20 protein-coding genes are annotated in these 20,736 nt (G+C 64.7%); 15 read left to right on the top strand and 5 right to left on the bottom strand.

Annotated features, from left to right (window positions below):
- Positions 1-40: 40 nt before the first annotated feature.
- The 4 genes from EH240_RS06580 to EH240_RS06565 form a co-directional block, all read right to left on the bottom strand.
- Positions 41-835 carry an ATP-binding cassette domain-containing protein gene (locus EH240_RS06580; protein WP_124996599.1) on the bottom strand — a complete coding sequence of 265 codons (795 nt, stop codon included), beginning with the start codon at positions 833-835 and terminating at the stop codon, positions 41-43.
- A gap of 3 nt (positions 836-838) precedes the next feature.
- Entirely contained in the window at positions 839-1,825 is a 987-nt protein-coding gene (locus EH240_RS06575; RefSeq protein WP_124996598.1) for an ABC transporter permease, read from the bottom strand.
- 100 nt (positions 1,826-1,925) lie between these two features.
- The gene (locus EH240_RS06570; protein WP_124996597.1) at positions 1,926-2,858 is read right to left on the bottom strand and encodes a sugar ABC transporter substrate-binding protein; all 933 of its coding nucleotides are present in this window, start codon (positions 2,856-2,858) and stop codon (positions 1,926-1,928) included.
- A gap of 276 nt (positions 2,859-3,134) precedes the next feature.
- Entirely contained in the window at positions 3,135-4,292 is a 1,158-nt protein-coding gene (locus tag EH240_RS06565; RefSeq protein ID WP_124996596.1) for a fumarylacetoacetate hydrolase family protein, read from the bottom strand.
- A gap of 201 nt (positions 4,293-4,493) precedes the next feature.
- On the opposite strand from EH240_RS06565, the gene EH240_RS06560 reads away from it, so the two are divergent.
- From EH240_RS06560 to EH240_RS06530, 6 genes are all read left to right on the top strand, one after another.
- The gene (locus EH240_RS06560) at positions 4,494-5,777 is read left to right on the top strand and encodes an NAD(P)/FAD-dependent oxidoreductase (RefSeq protein ID WP_124996595.1); all 1,284 of its coding nucleotides are present in this window, start codon (positions 4,494-4,496) and stop codon (positions 5,775-5,777) included.
- 114 nt (positions 5,778-5,891) lie between these two features.
- Complete coding sequence (locus EH240_RS06555; RefSeq protein ID WP_124996594.1) at positions 5,892-6,779, top strand: ABC transporter permease; 888 nt, start codon at positions 5,892-5,894, stop codon at positions 6,777-6,779.
- Positions 6,776-7,597: an ABC transporter permease gene (locus tag EH240_RS06550; RefSeq protein WP_124996593.1), complete on the top strand. Its 822-nt coding sequence runs from the start codon at positions 6,776-6,778 to the stop codon at positions 7,595-7,597. Before EH240_RS06555 ends, EH240_RS06550 begins: the two co-directional genes overlap by 4 nt.
- Positions 7,598-7,626: 29 nt before the next feature.
- Positions 7,627-8,697 carry an ABC transporter substrate-binding protein gene (locus EH240_RS06545; RefSeq protein ID WP_124996592.1) on the top strand — a complete coding sequence of 357 codons (1,071 nt, stop codon included), beginning with the start codon at positions 7,627-7,629 and terminating at the stop codon, positions 8,695-8,697.
- Positions 8,698-8,875: 178 nt separating this feature from the next.
- Positions 8,876-9,484 carry a cupin domain-containing protein gene (locus tag EH240_RS06535; protein WP_124996590.1) on the top strand — a complete coding sequence of 203 codons (609 nt, stop codon included), beginning with the start codon at positions 8,876-8,878 and terminating at the stop codon, positions 9,482-9,484.
- Complete coding sequence (locus EH240_RS06530) at positions 9,474-10,559, top strand: ABC transporter ATP-binding protein (RefSeq protein WP_124996589.1); 1,086 nt, start codon at positions 9,474-9,476, stop codon at positions 10,557-10,559. The genes EH240_RS06535 and EH240_RS06530 overlap by 11 nt, the downstream gene beginning before the upstream one ends.
- A 13-nt stretch (positions 10,560-10,572) precedes the next feature.
- Here EH240_RS06530 and EH240_RS06525 read toward each other — a convergent pair whose 3' ends face one another.
- Complete coding sequence (locus EH240_RS06525; protein ID WP_167483946.1) at positions 10,573-11,274, bottom strand: GntR family transcriptional regulator; 702 nt, start codon at positions 11,272-11,274, stop codon at positions 10,573-10,575.
- Between the two features lie 190 nt (positions 11,275-11,464).
- On the opposite strand from EH240_RS06525, the gene EH240_RS06520 reads away from it, so the two are divergent.
- The 9 genes from EH240_RS06520 (at position 11,465) to EH240_RS06480 (ending at position 20,640) form a co-directional block, all read left to right on the top strand.
- On the top strand, positions 11,465-12,505 hold the full coding sequence (locus tag EH240_RS06520) for an ABC transporter substrate-binding protein (RefSeq protein ID WP_124996587.1): 1,041 nt from the start codon (positions 11,465-11,467) through the stop codon (positions 12,503-12,505).
- A gap of 126 nt (positions 12,506-12,631) precedes the next feature.
- Positions 12,632-13,714, top strand: coding sequence for an ABC transporter ATP-binding protein (locus EH240_RS06515; RefSeq protein ID WP_124996641.1), 1,083 nt, complete (start codon positions 12,632-12,634; stop codon positions 13,712-13,714).
- Positions 13,711-14,634: an ABC transporter permease gene (locus tag EH240_RS06510; protein ID WP_124996586.1), complete on the top strand. Its 924-nt coding sequence runs from the start codon at positions 13,711-13,713 to the stop codon at positions 14,632-14,634. The genes EH240_RS06515 and EH240_RS06510 overlap by 4 nt, the downstream gene beginning before the upstream one ends.
- Positions 14,631-15,431 (top strand): ABC transporter permease, encoded by an 801-nt coding sequence (locus EH240_RS06505; RefSeq protein ID WP_124996585.1) that lies wholly within the window; start codon positions 14,631-14,633, stop codon positions 15,429-15,431. Before EH240_RS06510 ends, EH240_RS06505 begins: the two co-directional genes overlap by 4 nt.
- A 14-nt stretch (positions 15,432-15,445) precedes the next feature.
- Positions 15,446-17,032 (top strand): gamma-glutamyltransferase, encoded by a 1,587-nt coding sequence (ggt, locus tag EH240_RS06500; RefSeq protein WP_124996584.1) that lies wholly within the window; start codon positions 15,446-15,448, stop codon positions 17,030-17,032.
- A gap of 50 nt (positions 17,033-17,082) precedes the next feature.
- Positions 17,083-18,612, top strand: a complete 1,530-nt coding sequence (locus EH240_RS06495) for an acyl--CoA ligase (RefSeq protein WP_124996583.1) — start codon at positions 17,083-17,085, stop codon at positions 18,610-18,612.
- On the top strand, positions 18,612-19,589 hold the full coding sequence (locus tag EH240_RS06490; protein WP_124996582.1) for a 2-dehydropantoate 2-reductase: 978 nt from the start codon (positions 18,612-18,614) through the stop codon (positions 19,587-19,589). The genes EH240_RS06495 and EH240_RS06490 overlap by 1 nt, the downstream gene beginning before the upstream one ends.
- Positions 19,590-19,759: 170 nt before the next feature.
- Positions 19,760-20,113: a nuclear transport factor 2 family protein gene (locus tag EH240_RS06485; RefSeq protein WP_124996581.1), complete on the top strand. Its 354-nt coding sequence runs from the start codon at positions 19,760-19,762 to the stop codon at positions 20,111-20,113.
- A gap of 179 nt (positions 20,114-20,292) precedes the next feature.
- Positions 20,293-20,640 carry an ArsC family reductase gene (locus EH240_RS06480; protein ID WP_124996580.1) on the top strand — a complete coding sequence of 116 codons (348 nt, stop codon included), beginning with the start codon at positions 20,293-20,295 and terminating at the stop codon, positions 20,638-20,640.
- The last annotated feature ends 96 nt before the right edge of the window (positions 20,641-20,736 follow it).

Genomic DNA, 20,736 nt, shown 5'->3' with positions numbered 1-20,736 from the left:
GATGCGAGCCCCTGTGAGGCCAAATCAACGTCAGGCCAAATCAGCCATGCGGCTGCGGGCCGTCGGCAATGGCGTCGCGGATCTCCTTGTCCGACATGCCGGTGATGATCCGCTCGACCTCGGCGACGGTTGTCTGCTTTGGGTCGATGTCGTCGGCCACCACCTTGCCGCGACGCATCACCACGATGCGGTCGACCACCTGGAACACGTGGTGGATGTTGTGGGCGATGAAGATGCAGGAGTGGCCGGAATCGCGGGCGCCGCGCACGAAGCTTAACACCCCTTGCGTCTCCGCGACGCCGAGATTGTTGGTCGGCTCGTCGAGGACGATGAGGTCGCTGTCGAAATGCATGGCGCGCGCGATCGCCACCGCCTGCCGCTCGCCGCCCGACAGCGAGCCGATCGGCGTCGTCGGCGGGATGTTTTTCGAGATACCGACCTGCTTGAGCAGGTCGCGCGCCACCGTGTTCATCGCCTCCTGGTCCATGCGGTTCAGGAAGCGCGGCGGCTTGATCGGCTCGCGCCCGAGGAACAGGTTGCGCGCTATCGACAGCTGCGTGACCAGCGCGGAGTCCTGATAGATCGTCTCGATGCCCTCGGCGATGGCGTCGCTGGTGCTGCGGAAGTTCACCTTCCTGCCGCGCACGAAGATGTCGCCGCTGGTCAGCGGCACCGCGCCCGACAGCACCTTGATCAGCGTCGACTTGCCGGCGCCGTTGTCGCCGAGCAGGCCGACGATCTCCCTTTCGTTGACATGGAAGTTGGCGTCCACCAGCGCCTGCACGCGCCCGTAGGACTTGCGGATGTTTACCATGCGGATCAGCGGTTCGGCCATCGGTCACGTCCCTGCCTGGTGCCGGCGTTCGAGCCATGAATGCAGCGCCATCATGCCGAGGATGATCGCGCCGATGAAGATGTTGTAGGCGAGTCCCGGCACGCCGATCAGCACAATGCCGTTGCGCATCACGCGCAGGATCAGGATGCCGAGTACGGTGCCGATGATGGTGCCGCGCCCGCCTGTCAGCGCCGTGCCGCCGATCACCACCATGGCGATGACCTCGAGCTCGTAGCCGGTGCCGCTGTTGGGGTTGGCGGCCGAGGTGCGCAGCGACGAGATGACGCCGGCGAGCGAGGCCATGATCGACGAAAGGACAAACAGGCCAATCTTGACGCCACTGACGTTGACGCCGCGCGCACGCGCCGCATTGGGGTTGCCTCCCGCCGCCTGGATCCAGTTGCCGGTTCGGCTCTGCGTCAGCACATAGCCCAGCGCGATCGCAGCACCTATGAACCAGAACAGTGAGGCGTAGATGCGGAACGGCCCGATATAGAAATCGCCGACCAGGATGTCCGCAAGCCAGCTGCCTTCGGCGCTCCAGGTCCGCTGCGGGAATCCGTTGGTGACAAACAGGGCGGTGCCGCGCACCACCAGAAGCATACCGAGCGTGACCAGGAAGGACGGGATCTTGAGCTGGGTTACGAACCAGCCGTTGACCAGCCCGATGAAGGCGGCGACCAGCAATGCGATGACGAAGCCGGCTTCCAAAGAAGTGACGCCGCTGTTGAACAGGGTCCACATCAAGACCGGCGAGAAACCGAACAGCGATCCGACCGAGAGGTCGAATTCGCCCGACGTCATCAACAGCGTCATCGCCAGCGCGATCAGGCCGAGCTCTACCGTGAAGGCCAGAATGTTGGAGATGTTCTGCGGCGACAGGAAATCGGGATTGATGCCCCAGAAGACGGCGAGCTCGATGACCAGCAGCACCAGCGGCCCGAACTCCGGCCTCGCGACAAAAAGTTGGATGAAGGATCGGTTTTCCATTGAGCCCGCGACGTAGTTGATTGGCTGAAGCCTGCGCGGCGGCAAGCTCGGGAAAGGAATGGCCGTGGCCGCAGAAGCGGCCACGGCCATGGGTCGCGGATTATTTGCCGGATAGGATCTTGTCGTAGACCCCGGCGGTGTCCTTCTCATAGAGCGCGCCGGTGATCACGTTGAAGCCCGGAGGAATGCCGCTGGCGGCCATGTTGGCGAGCGACAGCGCGACATAGCTGGTCGCCTGCGGGTCTTGCCACTGGCCCGCGTTGACGTAGCCGTTCAGCACTTCCTGCGTGGTGTCGAGCGAGTTGCCCCAGCCGACCACCGGGATTTCACCCGGCTTGACACCGACCTGGTCGAACACGCGCTTGATCGAACCGGTGACGAGGTCGCCGAGGCCGATGATCGCCTTCACCTTGCCCTTGTGCGCGGTGAGGTAGTCGACCATGCGGTTGATCACTTCGGCCTGATCGAGCGTCGCTTCAGTGACCTCATAGGTGATGCCGAGCGGCTCGAACACGCTCTTGATGCCTTCCTCTTCCTGCACCCCATAGGTGGCGCCGGGAACCTCGACCGGCATCCACACGAAATCGCCCTTCTTCACCAGACCCTTGTCGACCAGATATTGCGCCCAGTGCTTGCCGAAGGTGACGTTGTCGCCGCCGACATAAGCGTTGAAGTTGGCCTTCGGGTCCGGCGTGTTGAAGTTGATGATCGGGATGTTGGCCGCGCGCGCCTCCTTGACGATCTCGACAAGGCTGCCCGGATCGGGGCTGGTGGTCACGATGCCGTCGGCCTTGGCCGAGATGGCGGCGCGAACGGCCTCCTGCTGGGACGCCACATCGCCATTGTGGAAGGACGTGTTCACGCTGTTGCCGGTGTCCGTCGCCCATTGCTTGGCGCCGGCCAGGAAGTAGGTCCAGACCGGATCGGCCGGGCCTCCGTGTGAAATCCAGTAGAATGTCTTGGCCTCGGCCATCGCCGGAATGGCGATTGCCGCGATCAAGCCAAGCACGAGCAGTCTCAGCCTCGAAAGCATTCGATTTCCTCCCATGTTGAAATCCACCTCCACATCAAGCGCGATGCAACCCTCAAGGACAGCATCTCCTTTCAGCGCCGACCGGAACGTCTAGAGCATTCCCTTTTTCGGCCGCTGACAAGCCTCCGTCGCCAATGGATGTTGGCACAGGCGCGCACGCCATCAGCAATCCCATCAGATTGCATCAGTTGCGGTGATATTCTGCGGGCAAACTCCGCCGTTGCGCTCATCAGCCTGCGGCAATGAGCGCAAGCCTATTGCCGCTATGATCCGCTGCTAGATGAGGCCGGCCCGGGCGAGATCGCGCATGAGGTGGCTGGCGCCATAGGTCCAGTGCGGGCAATCGGGCGACAGGCGAACCCGATTGACCAGCGCGCCGAGCTTCTCCGACGAGATGGTGACGATGTCGCCGACCTTGTGGGTAAAACCCTTGCCCTTCTCGCCGCGGTCCTTCGACGGCACGAACATGGTGCCGAGATAGAGCGCCAGCCCGTCCGGATACTGGTGATGCGGGCCCATCGCGGCCTTGACCAGCTCTTCCGGCGAGCGGCTGATCTCGGCCATCGAGCTTGCGCCTTCCAGCGAGAACCCGTCCTCGCCCTCGACGCTGAGCCGCACCGTGGCGCGCTTCACGTCGGCGATGGAGAACGTGTCGTCGAACAGCCGGATGAACGGCCCGAGCGAGGCGGAAGCATTGTTGTCCTTGGCTTTGCCGAGCAGCAGCGCCGAGCGCCCCTCGACATCGCGCAGATTGACGTCGTTGCCGAGCGTGGCGCCGACGATCCGACCCGAACTGTCGGCGATCATGGCGATCTCCGGCTCCGGATTGTTCCAGGTGGAGACGGGATGCAGGCCGACATCGGCGCCGAAGCCGACGGAGGCCATCGGCTGGCATTTGGTGAAGATTTCGGCGTCCGGGCCGATGCCCACCTCCAGATATTGCGACCAGGCGCCGCGCGAAATCAGCTTGGCCTTGATCTCCATCGCTTCTGGCGAGCCGGGCTTGAGCTTCGACAGGTCATGGCCGATCAGCCCGGCAATGTCGGCGCGGATGGCGTCGGCCTTTTCCGCCGAGCCGCGCGCCTGCTCTTCGATGACGCGTTCCAGCAGGCTGACGACGAAGGTGACGCCGGAAGCCTTCACCGCCTGCAGGTCGACGGGCGAGAGCAGGATCGGCTTCTTGGCGTCGCGCCTGGCCTCGAAACTGTTGGCGGCGATCTCGTCGAGCGCGGCGATCGCCTTGCCCTCGGCTGAGCGCACATAGTCGGCCGGATCCCTCAGCTCGCAGAGATCGCGAACCGTGGGCGCCGCGCTCGAGGTGATTTCGATGACCTGGCCATCGCGCACCGTGACCACCAGCGGATGGGACGCTTCGCTGGTCCTGGCGCGGCCGACGAAAATGCCGTCGGCGGGCAGGCGGGTCGGGTCGGTCATGATGTCGTTTCCTCTCGTTTTTTCGCGCGGCACTTTCCCCGCATTTTGCCCAAACGTCTATCCCGTTGATGACATCTGTCGTGGGGCCAGGGCAGATGCCGTCTTTCACGGCCGTCGCCGTCTGGCCCAGTGAAACGCTCTTTCAAGTTCGTGAAATCACCAATAGGATTTTCACAAAGCGTCGAACGCCGTAGGTGATCCTTGCCCGCAGTCTTTTCCGATCCCGTCTGGCGGAAGCCCAACACCGCAGCGGCCTTCCAATCCGAACTCTCAGCCGGCGGCACGCTCGACGCGGTGATCGTCGGCGGCGGTATCATGGGGCTGTCGACCGCCTTGCATGCGGCACGCGCCGGTCTTTCGGTCCAGGTGCTGGATGCCGGCGCGATCGGGCAGGGCGCTTCCGGCCTCAATGGCGGCCAGGTCATCCCCGGGCTCAAATACGATCCGGAATGGCTGGTCAGGCATTTCGGCAAGGAGCGCGGCGAAGCCTTGGTCGACTTCGCCGCCTCGACTGCGGACGCCGTGTTCGACCTCATCCGCGACGAGAAACTCGAGGTGCCGTTCACGCGCAACGGCTGGATCCAGGCAGCGCACACCGAGACTGCCTTGAAGGCTGCCGCCAACCGCGACCGGCAATGGCGGACGCGCGGCGCCGACGTCGAGCTACTCGGCCGGACCGAGATCGCGGCGATGACCGGCGCGAGAGGTTATCTCGGTGGCTGGCTCGATCGGCGCGCCGGCGTCATCGATCCGCTTTCCTACACGGCGGAGCTGGCGCGCATCGCGGCGTCCGCCGGCGCGAAGATCGCCGAACGGCAGAAAGTTGTGAAACTCGGCAGGGAAGTCGGCCTGTGGCGGGTTTCGACGCAAGGCGGAGCCGAACTGCGCGCGAAGTCGGTCGTGCTCGCCACCAATGCCTACACGGACGGCCTGCTGCCCGGTCTCGCGCAGACGATCGTGCCGCTGCATTCTTTCCAGATCGCCACCGTGCCGCTGCCGGCTGAGCTTGCTTCCATGATCCTGCCCGGCGGCCAGGCGGTTTCTGACTCGCGCCGCATCCTCATCTACTACCGCAAGAGCGCCGACAGCCGGCTGGTGCTCGGCGGCCGCGGCCGCATGGCGCTGCCGTCCAGCGCCGCCGACTGGGCGCATCTCGAACGCGCGCTCCTTCGCCTCTATCCGGTGCTTGAAGGCATTACGATCGAGAAGCGCTGGTTCGGCCGCGTCGCGATGACGCCTGACCACCTGCCGCATTTGCATGAGCCGGAAAAAGGGCTGCTTGCCGTGGCCGGCTGCCAGGGCAGGGGCGTCGGCCTGATGAGCGCGCTCGGCAAGCGTGTGGCAAATTACCTGGCGAGCAGCGATGCCAGGCAATTGCCTTTCCCACTGACGCCGATCCGGCCGATCCCGTTCCACGCCTTCCGCCAGATCGGCGTTGCCGCCACCATCACCTGGTACCGGATGCTCGACGCATTCGAGCGCTGAGGTCGCCGCCGGCGCTGCAGCGCACAACCGATTCAACTTGACAGTTTCACGGATATGAAAAATCATTAGACGATTTCAAAAAATCCGATGGGCAGCCCCCACATAGGCAGTCAGATGTCGACCATCGTTGCAGCGCGGCCATTGCCGGAATCTCGCATCTCGCCGGTCTTCCGCTTCGCCATGCTACTGCCGGGCGGGCTGGTCACCTTCTTCCTGATCCTGTTCGCGTTGGGCCTCGTGCTGTTCCTCGCCTTCAGAGGCAATGACGGCTCGCTGCTCGGCGCCGGCTTGACGGTAGAAAACTTCGTCACCGTTGCCACCGATCCGCTCTACTGGACAGTGACGCTGCGCTCATTGGTCATCGCCGGCCTGGTGACGCTGGCGACCGTGGTCACGGCCTATCCGGTTGCCTATTACCTCGCCTTCCATGCCGGGCGGCGCCGCAACCTGCTGCTCTTCCTGGTCACGCTGCCGTTCTGGACCAGCTATCTACTGCGCGTCTTCGCCTGGAAGATCGTGCTTGCCTATAACGGTGTGCTGAATTCGGCTTTCATCGAAAGCGGCCTCTGGTCGGAGCCGACGCTTGCCTTCCTCAACACGCCGACGGCGGTGGTAGTCACGCTCGCCCACGCCTACGCGCCCTTCGCCATCCTGCCGATCTATGTGGCACTGGACACCATCCCGAAATCGCTGCTCGAAGCCGCCTCCGATCTCGGCGCCAGGCCGTTCACCGCGTTCCGCCGCGTTGTGCTGCCCAATTCCATGCCGGGCGTGCTGGCGGCCGCCCTCGTCGTCTTCGTGCCGACGGTCGGCGACTACGTGACGCCGGCCATGGTCGGCGGCCCGGCCAGCACCATGATCGGCTCGCTCATTCAGTCACAATTCGGCAAAGCCAACGACTGGCCGTTCGGCGCCGCGCTCTCGGTCTGCGTCATGCTTGTCATCCTGTGCGTGGTTCTTCTGGCGCGCGGCGCCGACCGCAGATTTGGCAGCCGCACATGAGCGCGACGCGTTCCGGAACCAACGCAGGCGGCCGCTGGCTCGGCCTCTATGTGCTTGCCTATCTCGTCTTCCTTTATCTGCCGATCCTATTGATCCCGCTGTTTTCCTTCAACGATTCCATCCAGGCGGCGTTTCCGCTGCAGGGTTTCACGCTTGAATGGTATGCGACGCTCTACGGCAATCCCGCGCTCTCCGGCGCTTTGGGCAACAGTCTTGTCATCGGTGTCGTCGCTGCATCCGGCGCCACGCTCTGCGGCATCACCGTCTCCTATATGGACCTCTACGGCCGCTCGCCGCTGGCGGCCACGATCAGCGCCGTCGCCCGCCTGCCGATCCTGATCCCCGGCGTCATCGTCGGCATATCGCTCTTGATCCTGGTCAACCTCGTCGGCCTCGGCCCGTCGCGCGTCGCCATCGTGCTCGGCCACATCCTGGTGGCGCTGCCGGCGACGGTGGTGGTGATGCGCAGCCGCTTCGCCGCCATTCCAAAAACCATCCGCGAGGCGGCGCTCGACCTCGGCGCCTCCGATTGGATGACGTTTAGGCGCGTCATGCTGCCGCTCAGCCTGCCGGCGGTGCTGTCGGCCTTCATGCTCGCCTTCCTCACCTCCTTCGACGAGTTCATCGTCGTCTTCTTCCTCGCCGGCACCGAGCCGACGCTGCCGCTCTACATCTGGAGCCAGCTGCGCTTCCCACGCTCGCTGCCGACCGTGATGGCGCTCGGCACCGTGATCCTCACCCTGTCCTTCGTCATCGCCGCCCTCGCCGAGATACTGCGCCATCGCGGTCTCGGCGCCGCGCGCCGCAATCCAGCCTGAACCACAACAAAGAAAAGAGGAGAACGAAAATGGCATTCCACCTGAAATCGATCGCCGGACACAAGGCCCGGGCCGGCCTTGCCGCACTGGCGCTTGCGCTGTCGTCGACCGTGGCGCTGGCCGCCGACAAGCTGCAATATTTCACCTGGTCGGGCTACGAGCTGCCCGACTTCAACAAGAGCTTCCTCACCGCCCATCCGGACGGCGTCGAGGCGACGATCTTCGGCGACGACGACGACGCCTTCACCAAGGTCAAGGCCGGCTTCCGCCCGGACATCGCGCATCCCTGCTACGACAAGCTGGCGCGCTGGAACAAGGAAGGCCTGCTGCAGCCGATCGACACCAAGCGCATCAAGAACTGGGATTCGATCTTTCCGGTGTTCAAGAACCTGCCCGACCTGCAGGCCGGCGACGGCAAGGTCTGGATGGTGCCGTGGGATTGGGGCAACACCTCGATCCTCTACCGCACCGACCTGGTGAAGAACCCCGAGGCGAGCTGGAACCTTCTTTGGGACAAGCAATATGCCGGCCGCATGGCGACCATCGACGCCGTGCACGACACGCCGATCGTCGCGGCGCTGCTGGCGGGCGTAAATCCCTTCGACATGACCCCGGACCAGATGGACAAGGTGGCCGAAAAGCTGCGTGAGCAGCGGCCGCTGCTGTCGAGCTACACCACCGACATGACCTCGGTCGAACAGGCGCTGGCGAGCGGCCAACTGGTCGCCGCCATGACCTGGAACGCGTCGGCCACCTCGCTCAAGAAGCAGGGCGTGCCGGTCGAGTTCATGAAGCCGAAGGAAGGCATGCTGACCTGGGCCTGCGGCTTCGTCATGCTGAAGGACGCCAAGAACGTCGATCTCGCCTATGACTTCATCAACAGCCGGCTCGATGCCGACTCCGGCAAATATCTGATCCAGTCCTACGGCTATGGCAGCTCGCTCGGCACCGCCTTCGCCGGCGTGTCGAAGGAGGAGCTGGACAAGCTGCAATTGCCGTCGGATCCGGAGGTGATGCTGAAGAGCACGATCTTCACCGGCCCGATGAAGCAGAATGACGACGTCGCCAAGATGTTCGAGAAGGTGAAGGCCGGCGGGTGAGCTGAGGCTCCCCCTTCTCCCCCTTGTGGAGAAGGTGTCGCCGAAGGCGACGGATGAGGGGTGCTCCAGCTTGGCAACGACGGCGTTCGGGCCAACACCCCTCATCCGTCTCGGCGCTTCGCGCCGATCCTCCTTCTCCCACAAGGGGAGAAGGAGAAAGCAAAACGAGGACCGACGCATGGACATACTGGACGAAGCGGCCGAAAGGTCGAAGGACGATGCCGACGTGCGGGTCGGTCGCCGCGTGCGGGCGCTGAGACTCGAGCGCAAGCTGTCGCTGGCCGAGCTTGCCGCCAAGGCCGGCATCTCCATCGGCGCTCTCAGCCAGATCGAGCGCGGCATGTCCTCGCTGCGCGTCAAGGTGATCTGGCCGCTGGCCGCGGCGCTCGACATCGAGCCCTCGGCGCTGATTGCCGACGGCAATGAAGCGGTCAACGACCTCTATTGCGTGCGGGCCGACAAGCGGCGACAGATCCCCGTGAAATCCGAAGGCATCGCCAAGGCGCTGCTCTCGCCCCCCGCCGCCACGCTCACCGGCATGCTGGTGACCGTCGAGGCCGGCGGCGGCACGGCGGAAGCCTACGCCCATGCCGGCCATGAGTTCGGCTTCGTGCTGACGGGCGAAGTCGAGCTGGTGGTGGATGCCACGACCTATGTGCTCAAGGCCGGCGACAGCTTTGCCTTCAAGAGCACGCTGCTGCATGCCTTCCGCAATCCCGGCGCCGAGCGCTGCCAGATCCTGTGGGTCAACACCACCAAGCCGTCCGAGGTGCGCGATGGCGCCTGATGCGCTCGTTCGGTTGGACAAAGTCTCCAAGATCTTTCCGGGCGGCATTGTTGGCCTCGACGCCGTCGATCTCGACATCGCGCCCGGCGAATTCCTCACGCTGCTCGGTCCGTCCGGTTGCGGCAAGACGACGAGCCTGCGCGTCATCGCCGGTTTTGAGAATCCGTCGAGCGGCAGGGTGCTGCTTGAAGGCCGCGACATCACTGGCCTGAGGCCCTTCGACCGTCCGGTCAACACCGTCTTCCAGGATTATGCGCTGTTCCCGCATATGGACGTCGCCGAGAACGTCGGCTTTGGCCTGTCGTTGCGAAAGCTGTCCGGCACCGAGCAGGCCAAGCGCGTCGGCGAGGCGCTTGAGATGGTCGGGCTCGCCGACAAGCTCGGCGCCCGCGTCCTGGAACTCTCCGGCGGCCAGCGCCAACGCGTCGCGCTCGCCCGCGCCATCGTTTGCGAGCCGCGCGTGCTGTTGCTCGACGAGCCGCTGTCGGCACTCGACGCGCATCTGCGCGAGCAGATGCAGGTCGAGCTGAAGCGGCTGCAATCAAGCCTCGGCACCACCTTCGTCATGGTCACTCACGACCAGACCGAGGCGCTGTCGATCTCCGACCGCATCGTCGTCATGAACAAGGGCCGCATCGAGCAGATCGCGCCGCCGGCCATACTCTACGATCGGCCCGCCACCAAATTCGTTGCCAGCTTCATCGGCACGATGAACCTGTTGCAGTCGCGCTTTGTCGGCCGCGCCGGCGAGCGCCTGCGCTTCGCCGCCGGCAAGCTGCCGTTGGAGGCGGTCTCCGAAACCGGCGAAACACCGGCCGCGGGCGAAACACGCACCATCGGCGTGCGTCCGGAGGATCTGCTCGTTGTCACCGAGGCCGCCGAGGGTACCGCGCCGGCGCGGGTGAGCGGCATCGTCTTCCACGGCCGCACGCTGCGCCTTCATGCCGAGCTCGGGCAGGGGACCTCGATCGTCATCGATGCCCCGCGCCGCGCCGACGGCTTTCAATTCAGCGTCGGCGACGTGGCGCATATCAGCCTGCGGCGCGGCGCCAACTGCCCTGTGCTCGCGAGCTGATGCGACAGAGCACTCACGACGCCTTGGCGAAAAACCCCTGGTAGTCGGATTTGGCCTGCAGAAGGCGAAGGATGTTCTCGCGCGATCCGCGCACATGCGCGCGGGCGCGCTCGCCGGCTAAAGCGACATCGCCGGCGCAGATCGCGTCGACGATCCCGGCATGCTCCTCGCGGGTGAGCTTCCACTCGTCAAGCCACAGAAGCTCCGTCCACACATATTGCTGGCACTTGTCGAGTATGCCGCAGAGCATGCCGTGCAGCATCTCGTTGCCGCTGATTTCGGCGATCACCCGATGCAGGTCGATGCCGACCTGCAACTCCTCGAATTTCTCCCTGGTGCTGCGGTCGGGGATTGCCGCCAGCCGCTCGCATTCGGCGAGCATCTCGCGCAGCCGAACCTTGTCGGCGGCGGTCGCGTTGGCCGCCGCCAGTTCGGTCGCGCGCCCGTCGAGCAGCTCGCGGATATCGAAGGCCTCGCGGAACATAGTCAGGTTGAACTCGGCGACCACATAGCCCTGGCGCGGACGCCCGATCACCAGACCGTCGCGCTCCAGCCGGTTGAAGGCTTCGCGAACCGGCGTGCGGCTCACTTTAAGGCGCTCGGCCATGTCGGCCTCCGTGACGCGGGAGCCGGGCGGGATCTGCCCGGTGATGATCATCGCCTTCAGCTTCTCGAACACCGAGTCGCGCAGCGTGTTTTTCCGTTCCTTGCTCAAGCGTCCCGCCTCCAACGGTGCCGTTCATGGATTCGCAGTCTAACTGACGCCTCCATTTCCCGCCGCGAAAAAACGTCTGCCCGGTCACGACCCATGTTGACATCGGCTTCCGGCGGATTACACTCAAAATTGTATACAAATTCGCATACCAAATCAAACGATAACGGGAACACCGGTTGGAGAAGCGAAAATGACGAAGGGATTTTGCATTCACGGCCCGGCCATTGCCGGCCTGCTGGCCTCGGTCGCTGTTCCGGCATCGGCCGCGGACACCATCACTGTCGCCTCATGGGGCGGCACCTATCAGGAGGCGCAGACCAAGGCCTTCTTCGATCCGACAGCCAAGGAGCTCGGCATCACCATCAAGCAGGACACCACCAACGGCCTCGACGACGTGCGCCTGCAGGTCACCGGCAATGCCGTCAAATGGGACATCACCGAGCTTGGCGCCGACGAATGCGCGCGGGGTTCCAAAGAAGGCCTGTTCGAGAAGCTCGACTACAACGTCATCGACAAGAGCGGCATCAACCCCAAGCTCGTTCATGACGACTGGGTGGGCATCTCCTATACCTCCGTCGTGCTGATCTACCGTACGGATGTTTTCGGCGACAAAGGTCCCAAGAGCTGGGCCGATTTCTGGGATGTCGAGAAGTTTCCGGGCCGCCGCGCGCTCTCCGGCAGCCAGGCGACGGAGACGCTGAGCGTCGCCGCGCTCGCCAAGGGCACTCCGATCGACAAGGTCTATCCGGTAGACATCGACGGCGCGCTGCAATCCGTCGACAAGGTTCGCGGTCACATCGACGCCTGGTGGACCTCCGGCGCGCAGGCCATGCAGCTCGTCAAGGACGGCGAGGTCGATATGGCCAGCATCTGGAACGGCCGCGCCGGCACTTTGAGGAAGGAAGGCGCGCCGGTGAGCTTCTCCTTCGACCAGGGCGTGCTGACCGCCGACTGCATGGTCATCCCGAAAGGCTCGAAGAACAAGGACCTCGCCATGAAGGCGCTGGCCAAGTTCGTCAGCCCTGATCTTCAGGCCAACCTGCCGCTCTATGTCGACAACGGCCCGGCCAACGAGAAGGCCTTCGAGACCGGCAAGATCCCGCAGGAGCGGATCAAGGACATCAATTCTGCGCCGGAGAACGTCAAGAAGCAGGTGCTGCAGGATCCCGAGTTCTGGCGCGACAACCTCGTCGAGGCGACCGAGAAGTTCAACAACCTGATCCAGCAGTAGGTTAAGCAATTCCAGGAAAAGCGCGCAGCGGTTTTCCGTCCGGAATTGCGTGACAACAGACTGTCGGAGCGGCGCGCCGAACGTCGCTCCGCTCCCGACAACGATCCGGAGTTGAAGGAGATGCTCTTGTCTCTTGCGCCGTCCGCGCTTCCCATCGGCATCCATGGCATCGAGAAGCGCTTCGGCGCTGTCTCCATCCTCAGCGATCTCTCGCTCGATGTCGCCGCGGGAGAGTTCCTGACGCTGCTCGGCCCGTCGGGGTCGGGCAAGACGACGCTGCTGATGATCCTCGCGGGCTTCGTGCGGGCCAATGCCGGCAGCGTCAAGGTCGGCGGCGAAGAGATCATCACCATGCCGCCGCACAAGCGCAACATCGGCATGGTGTTCCAGAACTATGCGCTCTTTCCCCACATGAACGTCTTCCACAACGTCGCCTTTCCGCTGAAGCAGCGGCGCGTTTCGGCGGCCGATACCAGAGAGCGTGTGGCGAAGGCGCTCGACCTCGTGCGCCTGCAGGGGTTGGGCGAACGCCGCGTCGACCAGCTTTCCGGCGGCCAGCGCCAGCGTGTGGCGCTCGCCCGCGCCATCGTCTTCGAGCCGCGTATCGTGCTGATGGACGAGCCGTTGTCGGCGCTCGACAAAGGCTTGCGCGAGCACATGCAGATCGAATTGCGCACCCTGCACCGCCGGCTCGGCATGACGACGGTTTACGTCACGCATGACCAGCGCGAGGCGATCACGATGTCCGACCGCATCGCGGTCATGAACGCCGGCCGCATCGAGCAGATCGACCAGCCGGAGGCTCTCTACGCCAGGCCGAAGACGAAGTTCGTCGCCGGCTTCATCGGCGAATCCAACTTCATCCCGGTCGAATGCCGCAATGGCAGCGTCTGGTATGAGGACAGGAAACTTCGCATGAACGATCCGGCGCCGTCCGCCGGCCGGCATCTGATGGTGGTGCGGCCGGAAACACTGCGGCTGGTCACCGACGCGGAACAGGCAGGCGCCCTCAACATGCTGCCGGCAATCGTCGGCGACGTCATCTACCAAGGCGACAGTTTCATCTGCTACGCAACACTCCAAGACGGCCGCCAGGTGACGCTGCGCGATTATTGCCGTTCCGACGTGCTGGCGAAGCTGCCGGCGCCGGGCGAGCCGATCACGCTCGGCATCGACGCGCAGGATATCGTGCTGGTGGCGGATCAATGAGCATAGGGTCCGTCAGCCTCGACCGTGCCGGCAGGCCGGACGCTGTCCTGAACGCCGATGCGCTGCGCGCCGATGCCAGGCGCCAGGCGTTGGGGCTGCTTGCGTTGTTGTCGCCCGGGCTGTTCCTGGTCTTTGCCGTCATCATCGTGCCGATCGGCTGGCTGTTCTGGCTTTCGCTCTTCGACCAGACCGGTCAACTCAGCCTCGCCAACTACGCGCGTTTCTTCGAGCAGGCGTCCTACATCAGGACCTTCGCCACCACCTTCAAGGTGGCCTTCGCCGTCACCGGTGCCAGCGTGCTCTTCGGCTATCCGCTGGCCTATATGCTGTCGCAGCTGCCGCGACGCGCGGCCTCGATCTGCCTGATCTTCGTCATCCTGCCGTTCTGGACCTCGGTGCTGGTGCGCACCTACGCCTGGCTGGTCATCCTGCAGCGCAGGGGCCTGGTCAACAGCTGGCTGATCGACCTCGGCGTCATCGGCCAGCCGCTGCCGCTCGCCAACAATTTCGCCGGCGTCGTCATAGGCATGACCCACATCATGCTGCCGTTCCTGGTGCTGCCGCTCTACGCCTCGATGAAGACCATCGACGTCGACTGCCTGCGCGCCGGCATGAATCTCGGCGCCAGCCCCGCCGCCACCTTCCGGCAGATCTTCTTCCCGCTGTCGCAGCCCGGCCTTGCCTCCGGCGTGGTCATCGTCTTCGTGCTTTGCCTCGGCTTCTTCGTCACGCCGGCGCTGATGGGCGGCGGCAAGGTCATCATGTGGGCGATGCGCATCGAGCAGGCCACCAGCCTTTATTCCAACTGGGGCGCGGGCGCGGCTCTCGGCGTCGTGCTGCTTGCCGTCACGCTGGCGCTGCTCGGTCTCTTCCAGTGGCTGCTCGGCGCGCGCGCCACCGGCGTCTGGAGTTCGCGATGAGCACGGAAAGCAGCCTGCCCATCTCGCATTGGCAACGCCTCTGGCTCTACCTGCTGGGCGGTCTTGTCATGCTGTTCCTGATCGCCCCTTCGGTGATCATCGTCATCATGTCCTTCTCCGGCTCGACGCTGCTGCAGTTCCCGCCGCAGCAATGGTCGCTGCGCTGGTACGAAAGCTATTTCGGCTCCGTCGAATGGCGCGACGCGACCATCGTGTCGATCAAGGTGGCGGTGATGACGGCGATCGTGGCGACGCCGCTCGGCACCGCAGCCGCCTATGCCATCAATGCCGGAACGCTGCGGCTGACCGGCGCGATCAACGCGCTGCTCACCGCATCGCTGATCATCCCGGTCATCCTGATCGGAATCGGCACCTTCTTCCTCTATGCCCGCATCGGCCTCAACAACACCCTGACCGGCCTCGTCATCGCCCACACCGTGCAGGCGCTGCCGCTGGTCGTGCTCACCGTGCTTTCCGGCCTGAGGTCCTACGACATGAACCAGGAGATGGTGGCGCGCAGCCTCGGCGCAGGGCGTTTCCCCGCCTTCTTCCAGGTGACGATGCCGCAGCTGCGCTTCTCGATCGTATCGGGCGCGCTGTTTGCCTTCATCACCTCCTTCGACGAGGTGGTGGTCTCACTCTTCATCTCGGGCGGCGAGACCACGACGCTGACGCGCCGCATGTTCAATGCGCTACGCGATCAGATCGACCCGACGATTGCCGCCATTTCGACTTGCCTGATCGTGCTATCGATCGTCTTGTTGTCCGCCGCCCAGCTTTTCGGCCGCGGACGTTGAATACAGGGATACCCATGCGTGATTTCCAGTTCCCAGGCCGCTCGCCGGTCCGCGCCACCGAAGCCATGGCCGCGACCTCGCATCCGCTCTCCACACTTGCCGCCATCGAGATGCTGCGCTCCGGCGGCAATGCCATGGATGCGGCCGTCTGCGCGGCCGCCGTGCAGGCGGTGGTCGAGCCGCAGTCGACCGGCATCGGCGGCGACTGTTTTGTCCTCTATTGCCCGAAGGGTGATGGCAATGTGATCGCCTTCAACGGCTCGGGGCGCGCGCCCCAGGCCGCTACGGTCGACTGGTATCGCGAGCATGACTTCAGCGAATTGCCGAAGCAGGGCCCGCATGCAGTGACCGTTCCCGGCGCGGTCGACGCCTGGTGCCGTCTTCTGGAAGATCACGGCCGCAAGGGCATCGCCGACGCACTCGCTCCGGCCATCCACTACGCGCAGAACGGCTATGTCGTGCATGACCGCGTCGCTTTCGACTGGGAGGACCCGGAGACCGACCTGTCGGCCGACGAGGTGGCGTCGCGCATCTTCCTGCCTGGCGGCAAGCCACCGAAGGCCGGCGACGTGCACCGCCAGCCGGAACTGGCGGAGGCGCTGCGCACCATCGCCAAAAAGGGCCGTGCCGGTTTCTACGAAGGCGCGGTGGCCGAGGATATTGTCGGACGGCTTCGTGAACTCGGCGGCCTGCATACGCTCGACGACTTCGCCGCGACCAAGGGCGATTACAGGACCGCGATCAGCACCTCCTATCGCGGCCATGACATCCACCAGATGCCGCCGAACAATCAAGGGCTGACCGCGCTGTTGATGCTGAACGTGCTGTCAGGCTTCGACCTCGGCGCGCTCGACCCGAATGGCGCGGAAAGACTGCATCTGGAGATCGAGGCGGGGCGGCTGGCCTATCGCGATCGCGACAACCTCATTGCCGACCAGGATCATGTCGCGGTGCCGGTGGAGGAACTGCTCTCCGCCGCTTATGCCGCCCGGTTGCGGGCCGCCATCGACCCGCAGCGCGCCATGACCGGATTGCCGCGCCTCGACCTACCGGGCAGCGACACTGTCTACATCTCTGTCGTCGACCGCGACTTGAATGCGGTGAGCTTCATCAACTCGACCTATTATTCCTTCGGCAGTGGCATCGTCGGCCCGAAGACCGGCGTCGTCCTGCAGAACCGCGGCTCGAGCTTCCGGCTCGATCCGAGGCATCCGAACGCAATAGCGCCGGGCAAGCGGCCGATGCACACGATCATGCCGGGCATGATGACCAGGAACGGCCGCGCGGTGATGCCCTTCGGCGTCATGGGCGGTGGCTACCAGCCTTTCGGCCATGTGCATCTTTTGACCAACATGATCGACTTCGGCATGGATCCGCAGCAGGCGCTGGATGCAGCGCGCGTCTTCTACAACCACGACGTCGTGGAAGCCGAGCGCGGCGTTCGCGCGGATGCGGTTGAAGGCCTGCGCCGCCGTGGCCATCAGGTGGTGGAGCCCGACCACCCGCTTGGCGGCGGGCAGGCGGTGCTCATCGATTGGGAAAAAGGCACTCTGACCGGCGCCTCGGATCCGCGCAAGGACGGCCTGGCGCTTGGATATTGAGCAGCCTGTTGCTGGACATCGGCCGATCGTTCGAAACATAGTCTGGAACCATGACAAGAAGCGAAAATCCCATCGACGTTGCCCATCGTCTTGCTCCCGGCGCCGAAGACGCTCCGGCAATCGCGGCGCCTGAACGGACAGCCCTGTCGCATGGCGGGCTGCGCCGGCTGATTGGCGAGACCGCGGCGCGGCTCAACGCGCTTGGCATCGGCCGTGGCGACCGCGTCGCCATCGTGCTGCCGAACGGCCCGGAGATGGCGACGGCCTTCATCGCGGTGGCCGCGGCCGCTTCCACCGCACCCCTCAATCCGGCCTACCGCGCCGACGAGCTCGATTTCTATTTGAGCGATATCGGCGTCAAGGCGATCCTCGTTGGCAAGGATGAGGCAGGTCCCTCGGTCGAGGTTGCCGAACGCCTTGGCATCCCGGTGCTGCGGCTGATCGTGCCGGATGGCGCGCCGGCCGGCGTCTTCAGGATCGAGGGCGACCCGGTCGGGCCGCCGCTCGCGTCCGGATTGGCCGAGGATGGCGACACCGCACTCCTGCTGCACACCTCAGGCACCACCTCGCGTCCCAAACTGGTGCCGCTCAGTCACGCCAACCTTGCTGCTTCGGCCGCGCATATCGGCGCAACGCTCGGCCTGACTGCTGGGGATCGCTGCCTCAACATCATGCCGCTGTTCCACATACACGGCCTGATCGCGGCAGTGCTGTCCTCGCTTGCCGCCGGCGGCAGCGTCTTCTGCACGCCGGGCTTCAACGCGCTACGCTTCTTCCAGTGGCTCTCCGAGGCGAAGCCGAGCTGGTACACGGCGGTGCCGACCATGCACCAGGCGATCCTGCCGCGCGCCGCGCGCAATCCCGGGCAGCTCGCCGAGGCAAAGCTGCGCTTCATCCGCTCGTCCTCCGCATCCCTGCCCGCGCAGGTGATGGCGGAACTCGAAGCGACCTTCGGCTGCCCGGTGATCGAATCCTATGGCATGACCGAAGCCGCGCACCAGATGGCGTCCAACCGCCTGCCGCCCGGCCAGCGCAAGCCCGGCAGCGTCGGCGCGGCCGCCGGGCCGGAAGTGGCCATCATGGCGCCCGACGGACGGCTGCTCGAACCCGGCGAGATCGGTGAGATCGTCATTCGTGGCCCGAACGTCACCGCCGGCTACGAGAAGAACCCGGACGCCAACGCCAGCGCCTTCGCCCATGGCTGGTTCCACACCGGCGACCAGGGCATGCTCGACGAAGACAACTACCTGCGCGTCACCGGGCGGCTGAAGGAGATCATCAATCGCGGCGGCGAGAAAATCTCGCCGCTCGAGGTCGACGGCGTGCTGATGGACCATCCGGCGGTGGCGCAGGTGGTCACCTTCGCCATGCCGCATGACAAGCTCGGCGAGGAGGTCGCGGCCGCTGTCGTGCTGCGCGAAGGCCAGAGCGCCAGCGAGGCCGATATCCGCGGTTTTGCGGCCATGCGGCTCGCCGACTTCAAGGTGCCGCGCAAGGTGGTGATCCTGGACGAGATTCCGAAGGGCGCCACCGGCAAGCTGCAGCGCATCGGCCTTGCGGTAAAGCTCGGTCTCGGCTGATGCGCATTACCGTCTTTGGCGCGGGCGCGATCGGCGGCTACCTCGCCGCCAAGCTGACGATCGCCGGCCGGGTCGATCTGTCGATCGTGGCGCGCGGCGCGCATCTCGAAGCGATCAAGGCCGGCGGTCTTCGCCTGATCGAGGACGGCAAGGAAACGGTGGCACGGGTGAGGGCCGCGGCGCGGGCCGATGAGCTTGGCGCGCAGGACTATGTCGTGCTGGCGCTGAAGGCGCATTCGCTGGCGCCGGCGCTCGGCCAGATCGAGCCGCTGCTGGGCGAGGGGACCGCCGTCGTCACCATGCAGAACGGCGTGCCCTGGTGGTATTTCCACAGGGCCGGCGGCGCGCTCGAAGGAACGCGACTTACTGCAGTCGATCCCGGCGGCACGATCTGGGAGCGTATCGGGCCAGAGCGCGTCATCGGCTCCGTCGTTTATCCGGCCGTCGAGGTCGATGCGCCAGGCCTGATCCGCCATGTCGAGGGCACGCGCTTTTCGCTCGGCGAGCCTTCCGGCGAGAAGAGCGATCGTGTCGCAGCGCTCGCGCGCGAACTGGTCAAGGCCGGGCTGCAGGCGCCTGTGCGCGAGGATATACGCTCGGAGATCTGGGTGAAGCTCTGGGGCAATCTCTCCTTCAACCCGATCTCGGCGCTCACCGGCAGCACGCTTGCAGCGATCGTCGCCGATGAAGGCACGCGCGCTGTCGTCCGTTCCATGATGATCGAGGCGCAGGCGATCGGCGAGCGCCTCAGCGTGCGCTTCCCCATCGCCGTCGACCGGCGCATCAAGGGCGCCGGCGCTGTCGGCGAGCACAAGACCTCGATGCTGCAGGATCTCGAACGCGGCCGCCCGATGGAGATCGACGCGCTGGTGGGCGCCGTGCAGGAGCTCGGCCGCTTGACCGGCCAACCGACGCCGACCATCGACAGCGTGCTGGCGCTGGTGCGCCGGCTCGCCATCGAGCGCGGGTGTTATTGACGTATCAGTTCCGAAGGTGCCGGCGCTGTCTGCCACTTGAGTTCCGTGATCGCCGCGGCGTAATGCTCCAGCCGCGAGCATCCTGACACGAGGTGTCAGCTACAAGCAGGCCGGCGGTGGCAGGCCGGCAGGCGGCGCCCTACTTGCATTGCGCCTAAAGGGAGGAAGTCATGACCATTGCGGAAATTGCCAAGGATTTCACCGAGATGCTCAGGCAGGGCGACAGCGCAAGCGCCGCTGCAAAGTACAATGCCGACGACATCGTCAGTTATGAAGCCATGGAAGGGCCGAACGATGTCTGCCGGGGAAAGGAAGCTGTGAGGCAGAAGGGTGAGTGGTGGCAGGCGAACAACGAAGTTCATGGCGGTTCGATTGATGGCCCCTACGTCAATGGCGATCAATTCGCATTGCGCTTCAAGTTCGACATAACGCCCAAGGCCACTGGCGAGCGCACCACCATTGATGAGGTCGGCCTCTACACGGTCAGGAACGGCAAGATCAGCGAAGAGCGCTTCTACTATTGAGGCCTAAAACCAGCAGCCAGCGCATGTCGCTGCACGGTTGGCAACCGGCATGGCGGCCAGGATGACGCCTCGGCCGCCATGGGCGCGTCAAATCGTCTTCACATAGTCCCGCTGGCAAAGCGGCAGAGGCAGGCTTACGTTCGCTCAGATTCGCAATCCCATCCGCCCGAGGTCTGAGTTTGACGATCGTCATGTACGGCATCACCAACTGCGACACGATCAAGAAGGCGCGCGTCTGGCTGGAGAGCCATGACGTCGCTTACCGCTTCCACGATTACCGGGCCGAAGGGATCGAGGCGCAGAGGCTGAATGGCTGGGTCGGCAAGATCGGCTGGGAAAAGCTCCTCAACAAGGCAAGCACGACTTTTCGCGAGTTGTCCGAGAAGGACAAGGAAGCGCTCGACGAGAAGAAGGCCAAGACGCTGATGCTCGCCAAGCCGACGATGATCAAGCGCCCGGTGCTGGAAGTCGGCGAGCGTATTCTGGTTGGGTTCAAGCCGGAGGTTTATCAGGAAGCGGTTGGGTAGGGCGCAGCCTCCGTGGCATCGTCATCCGATGGCGGAGCAAGGAGCGGAGCGACGCGGCGCAGACCATAGGATCCATGCCGCGACCTTTGAGAGTTG

The organism is Mesorhizobium tamadayense, assembly GCF_003863365.1.
Classification (GTDB): Bacteria; Pseudomonadota; Alphaproteobacteria; order Rhizobiales; family Rhizobiaceae; genus Mesorhizobium; species Mesorhizobium tamadayense.
This window is presented reverse-complemented; position numbering and strand designations above follow the sequence as displayed.

Bases quoted from the DNA above. Each gene is read 5' to 3' on its own strand.
- EH240_RS06535 (WP_124996590.1), top strand. From the start codon at position 8,876: ATGGACATACTGGACGAAGCGGCCGAAAGGTCGAAGGACGATGCCGAC.
- EH240_RS06545 (WP_124996592.1), top strand. From the start codon at position 7,627: ATGGCATTCCACCTGAAATCGATCGCCGGACACAAGGCCCGGGCCGGC.
- EH240_RS06565 (WP_124996596.1), bottom strand. From the start codon at position 4,292: ATGACCGACCCGACCCGCCTGCCCGCCGACGGCATTTTCGTCGGCCGC.
- EH240_RS06495 (WP_124996583.1), top strand. From the start codon at position 17,083: ATGACAAGAAGCGAAAATCCCATCGACGTTGCCCATCGTCTTGCTCCC.
- EH240_RS06575 (WP_124996598.1), bottom strand. From the start codon at position 1,825: ATGGAAAACCGATCCTTCATCCAACTTTTTGTCGCGAGGCCGGAGTTC.
- EH240_RS06570 (WP_124996597.1), bottom strand. From the start codon at position 2,858: ATGCTTTCGAGGCTGAGACTGCTCGTGCTTGGCTTGATCGCGGCAATC.
- EH240_RS06485 (WP_124996581.1), top strand. From the start codon at position 19,760: ATGACCATTGCGGAAATTGCCAAGGATTTCACCGAGATGCTCAGGCAG.
- EH240_RS06510 (WP_124996586.1), top strand. From the start codon at position 13,711: ATGAGCATAGGGTCCGTCAGCCTCGACCGTGCCGGCAGGCCGGACGCT.
- ggt (WP_124996584.1), top strand. From the start codon at position 15,446: ATGCGTGATTTCCAGTTCCCAGGCCGCTCGCCGGTCCGCGCCACCGAA.
- EH240_RS06550 (WP_124996593.1), top strand. From the start codon at position 6,776: ATGAGCGCGACGCGTTCCGGAACCAACGCAGGCGGCCGCTGGCTCGGC.
- EH240_RS06530 (WP_124996589.1), top strand. From the start codon at position 9,474: ATGGCGCCTGATGCGCTCGTTCGGTTGGACAAAGTCTCCAAGATCTTT.
- EH240_RS06555 (WP_124996594.1), top strand. From the start codon at position 5,892: ATGTCGACCATCGTTGCAGCGCGGCCATTGCCGGAATCTCGCATCTCG.
- EH240_RS06520 (WP_124996587.1), top strand. From the start codon at position 11,465: ATGACGAAGGGATTTTGCATTCACGGCCCGGCCATTGCCGGCCTGCTG.
- EH240_RS06505 (WP_124996585.1), top strand. From the start codon at position 14,631: ATGAGCACGGAAAGCAGCCTGCCCATCTCGCATTGGCAACGCCTCTGG.
- EH240_RS06580 (WP_124996599.1), bottom strand. From the start codon at position 835: ATGGCCGAACCGCTGATCCGCATGGTAAACATCCGCAAGTCCTACGGG.
- EH240_RS06490 (WP_124996582.1), top strand. From the start codon at position 18,612: ATGCGCATTACCGTCTTTGGCGCGGGCGCGATCGGCGGCTACCTCGCC.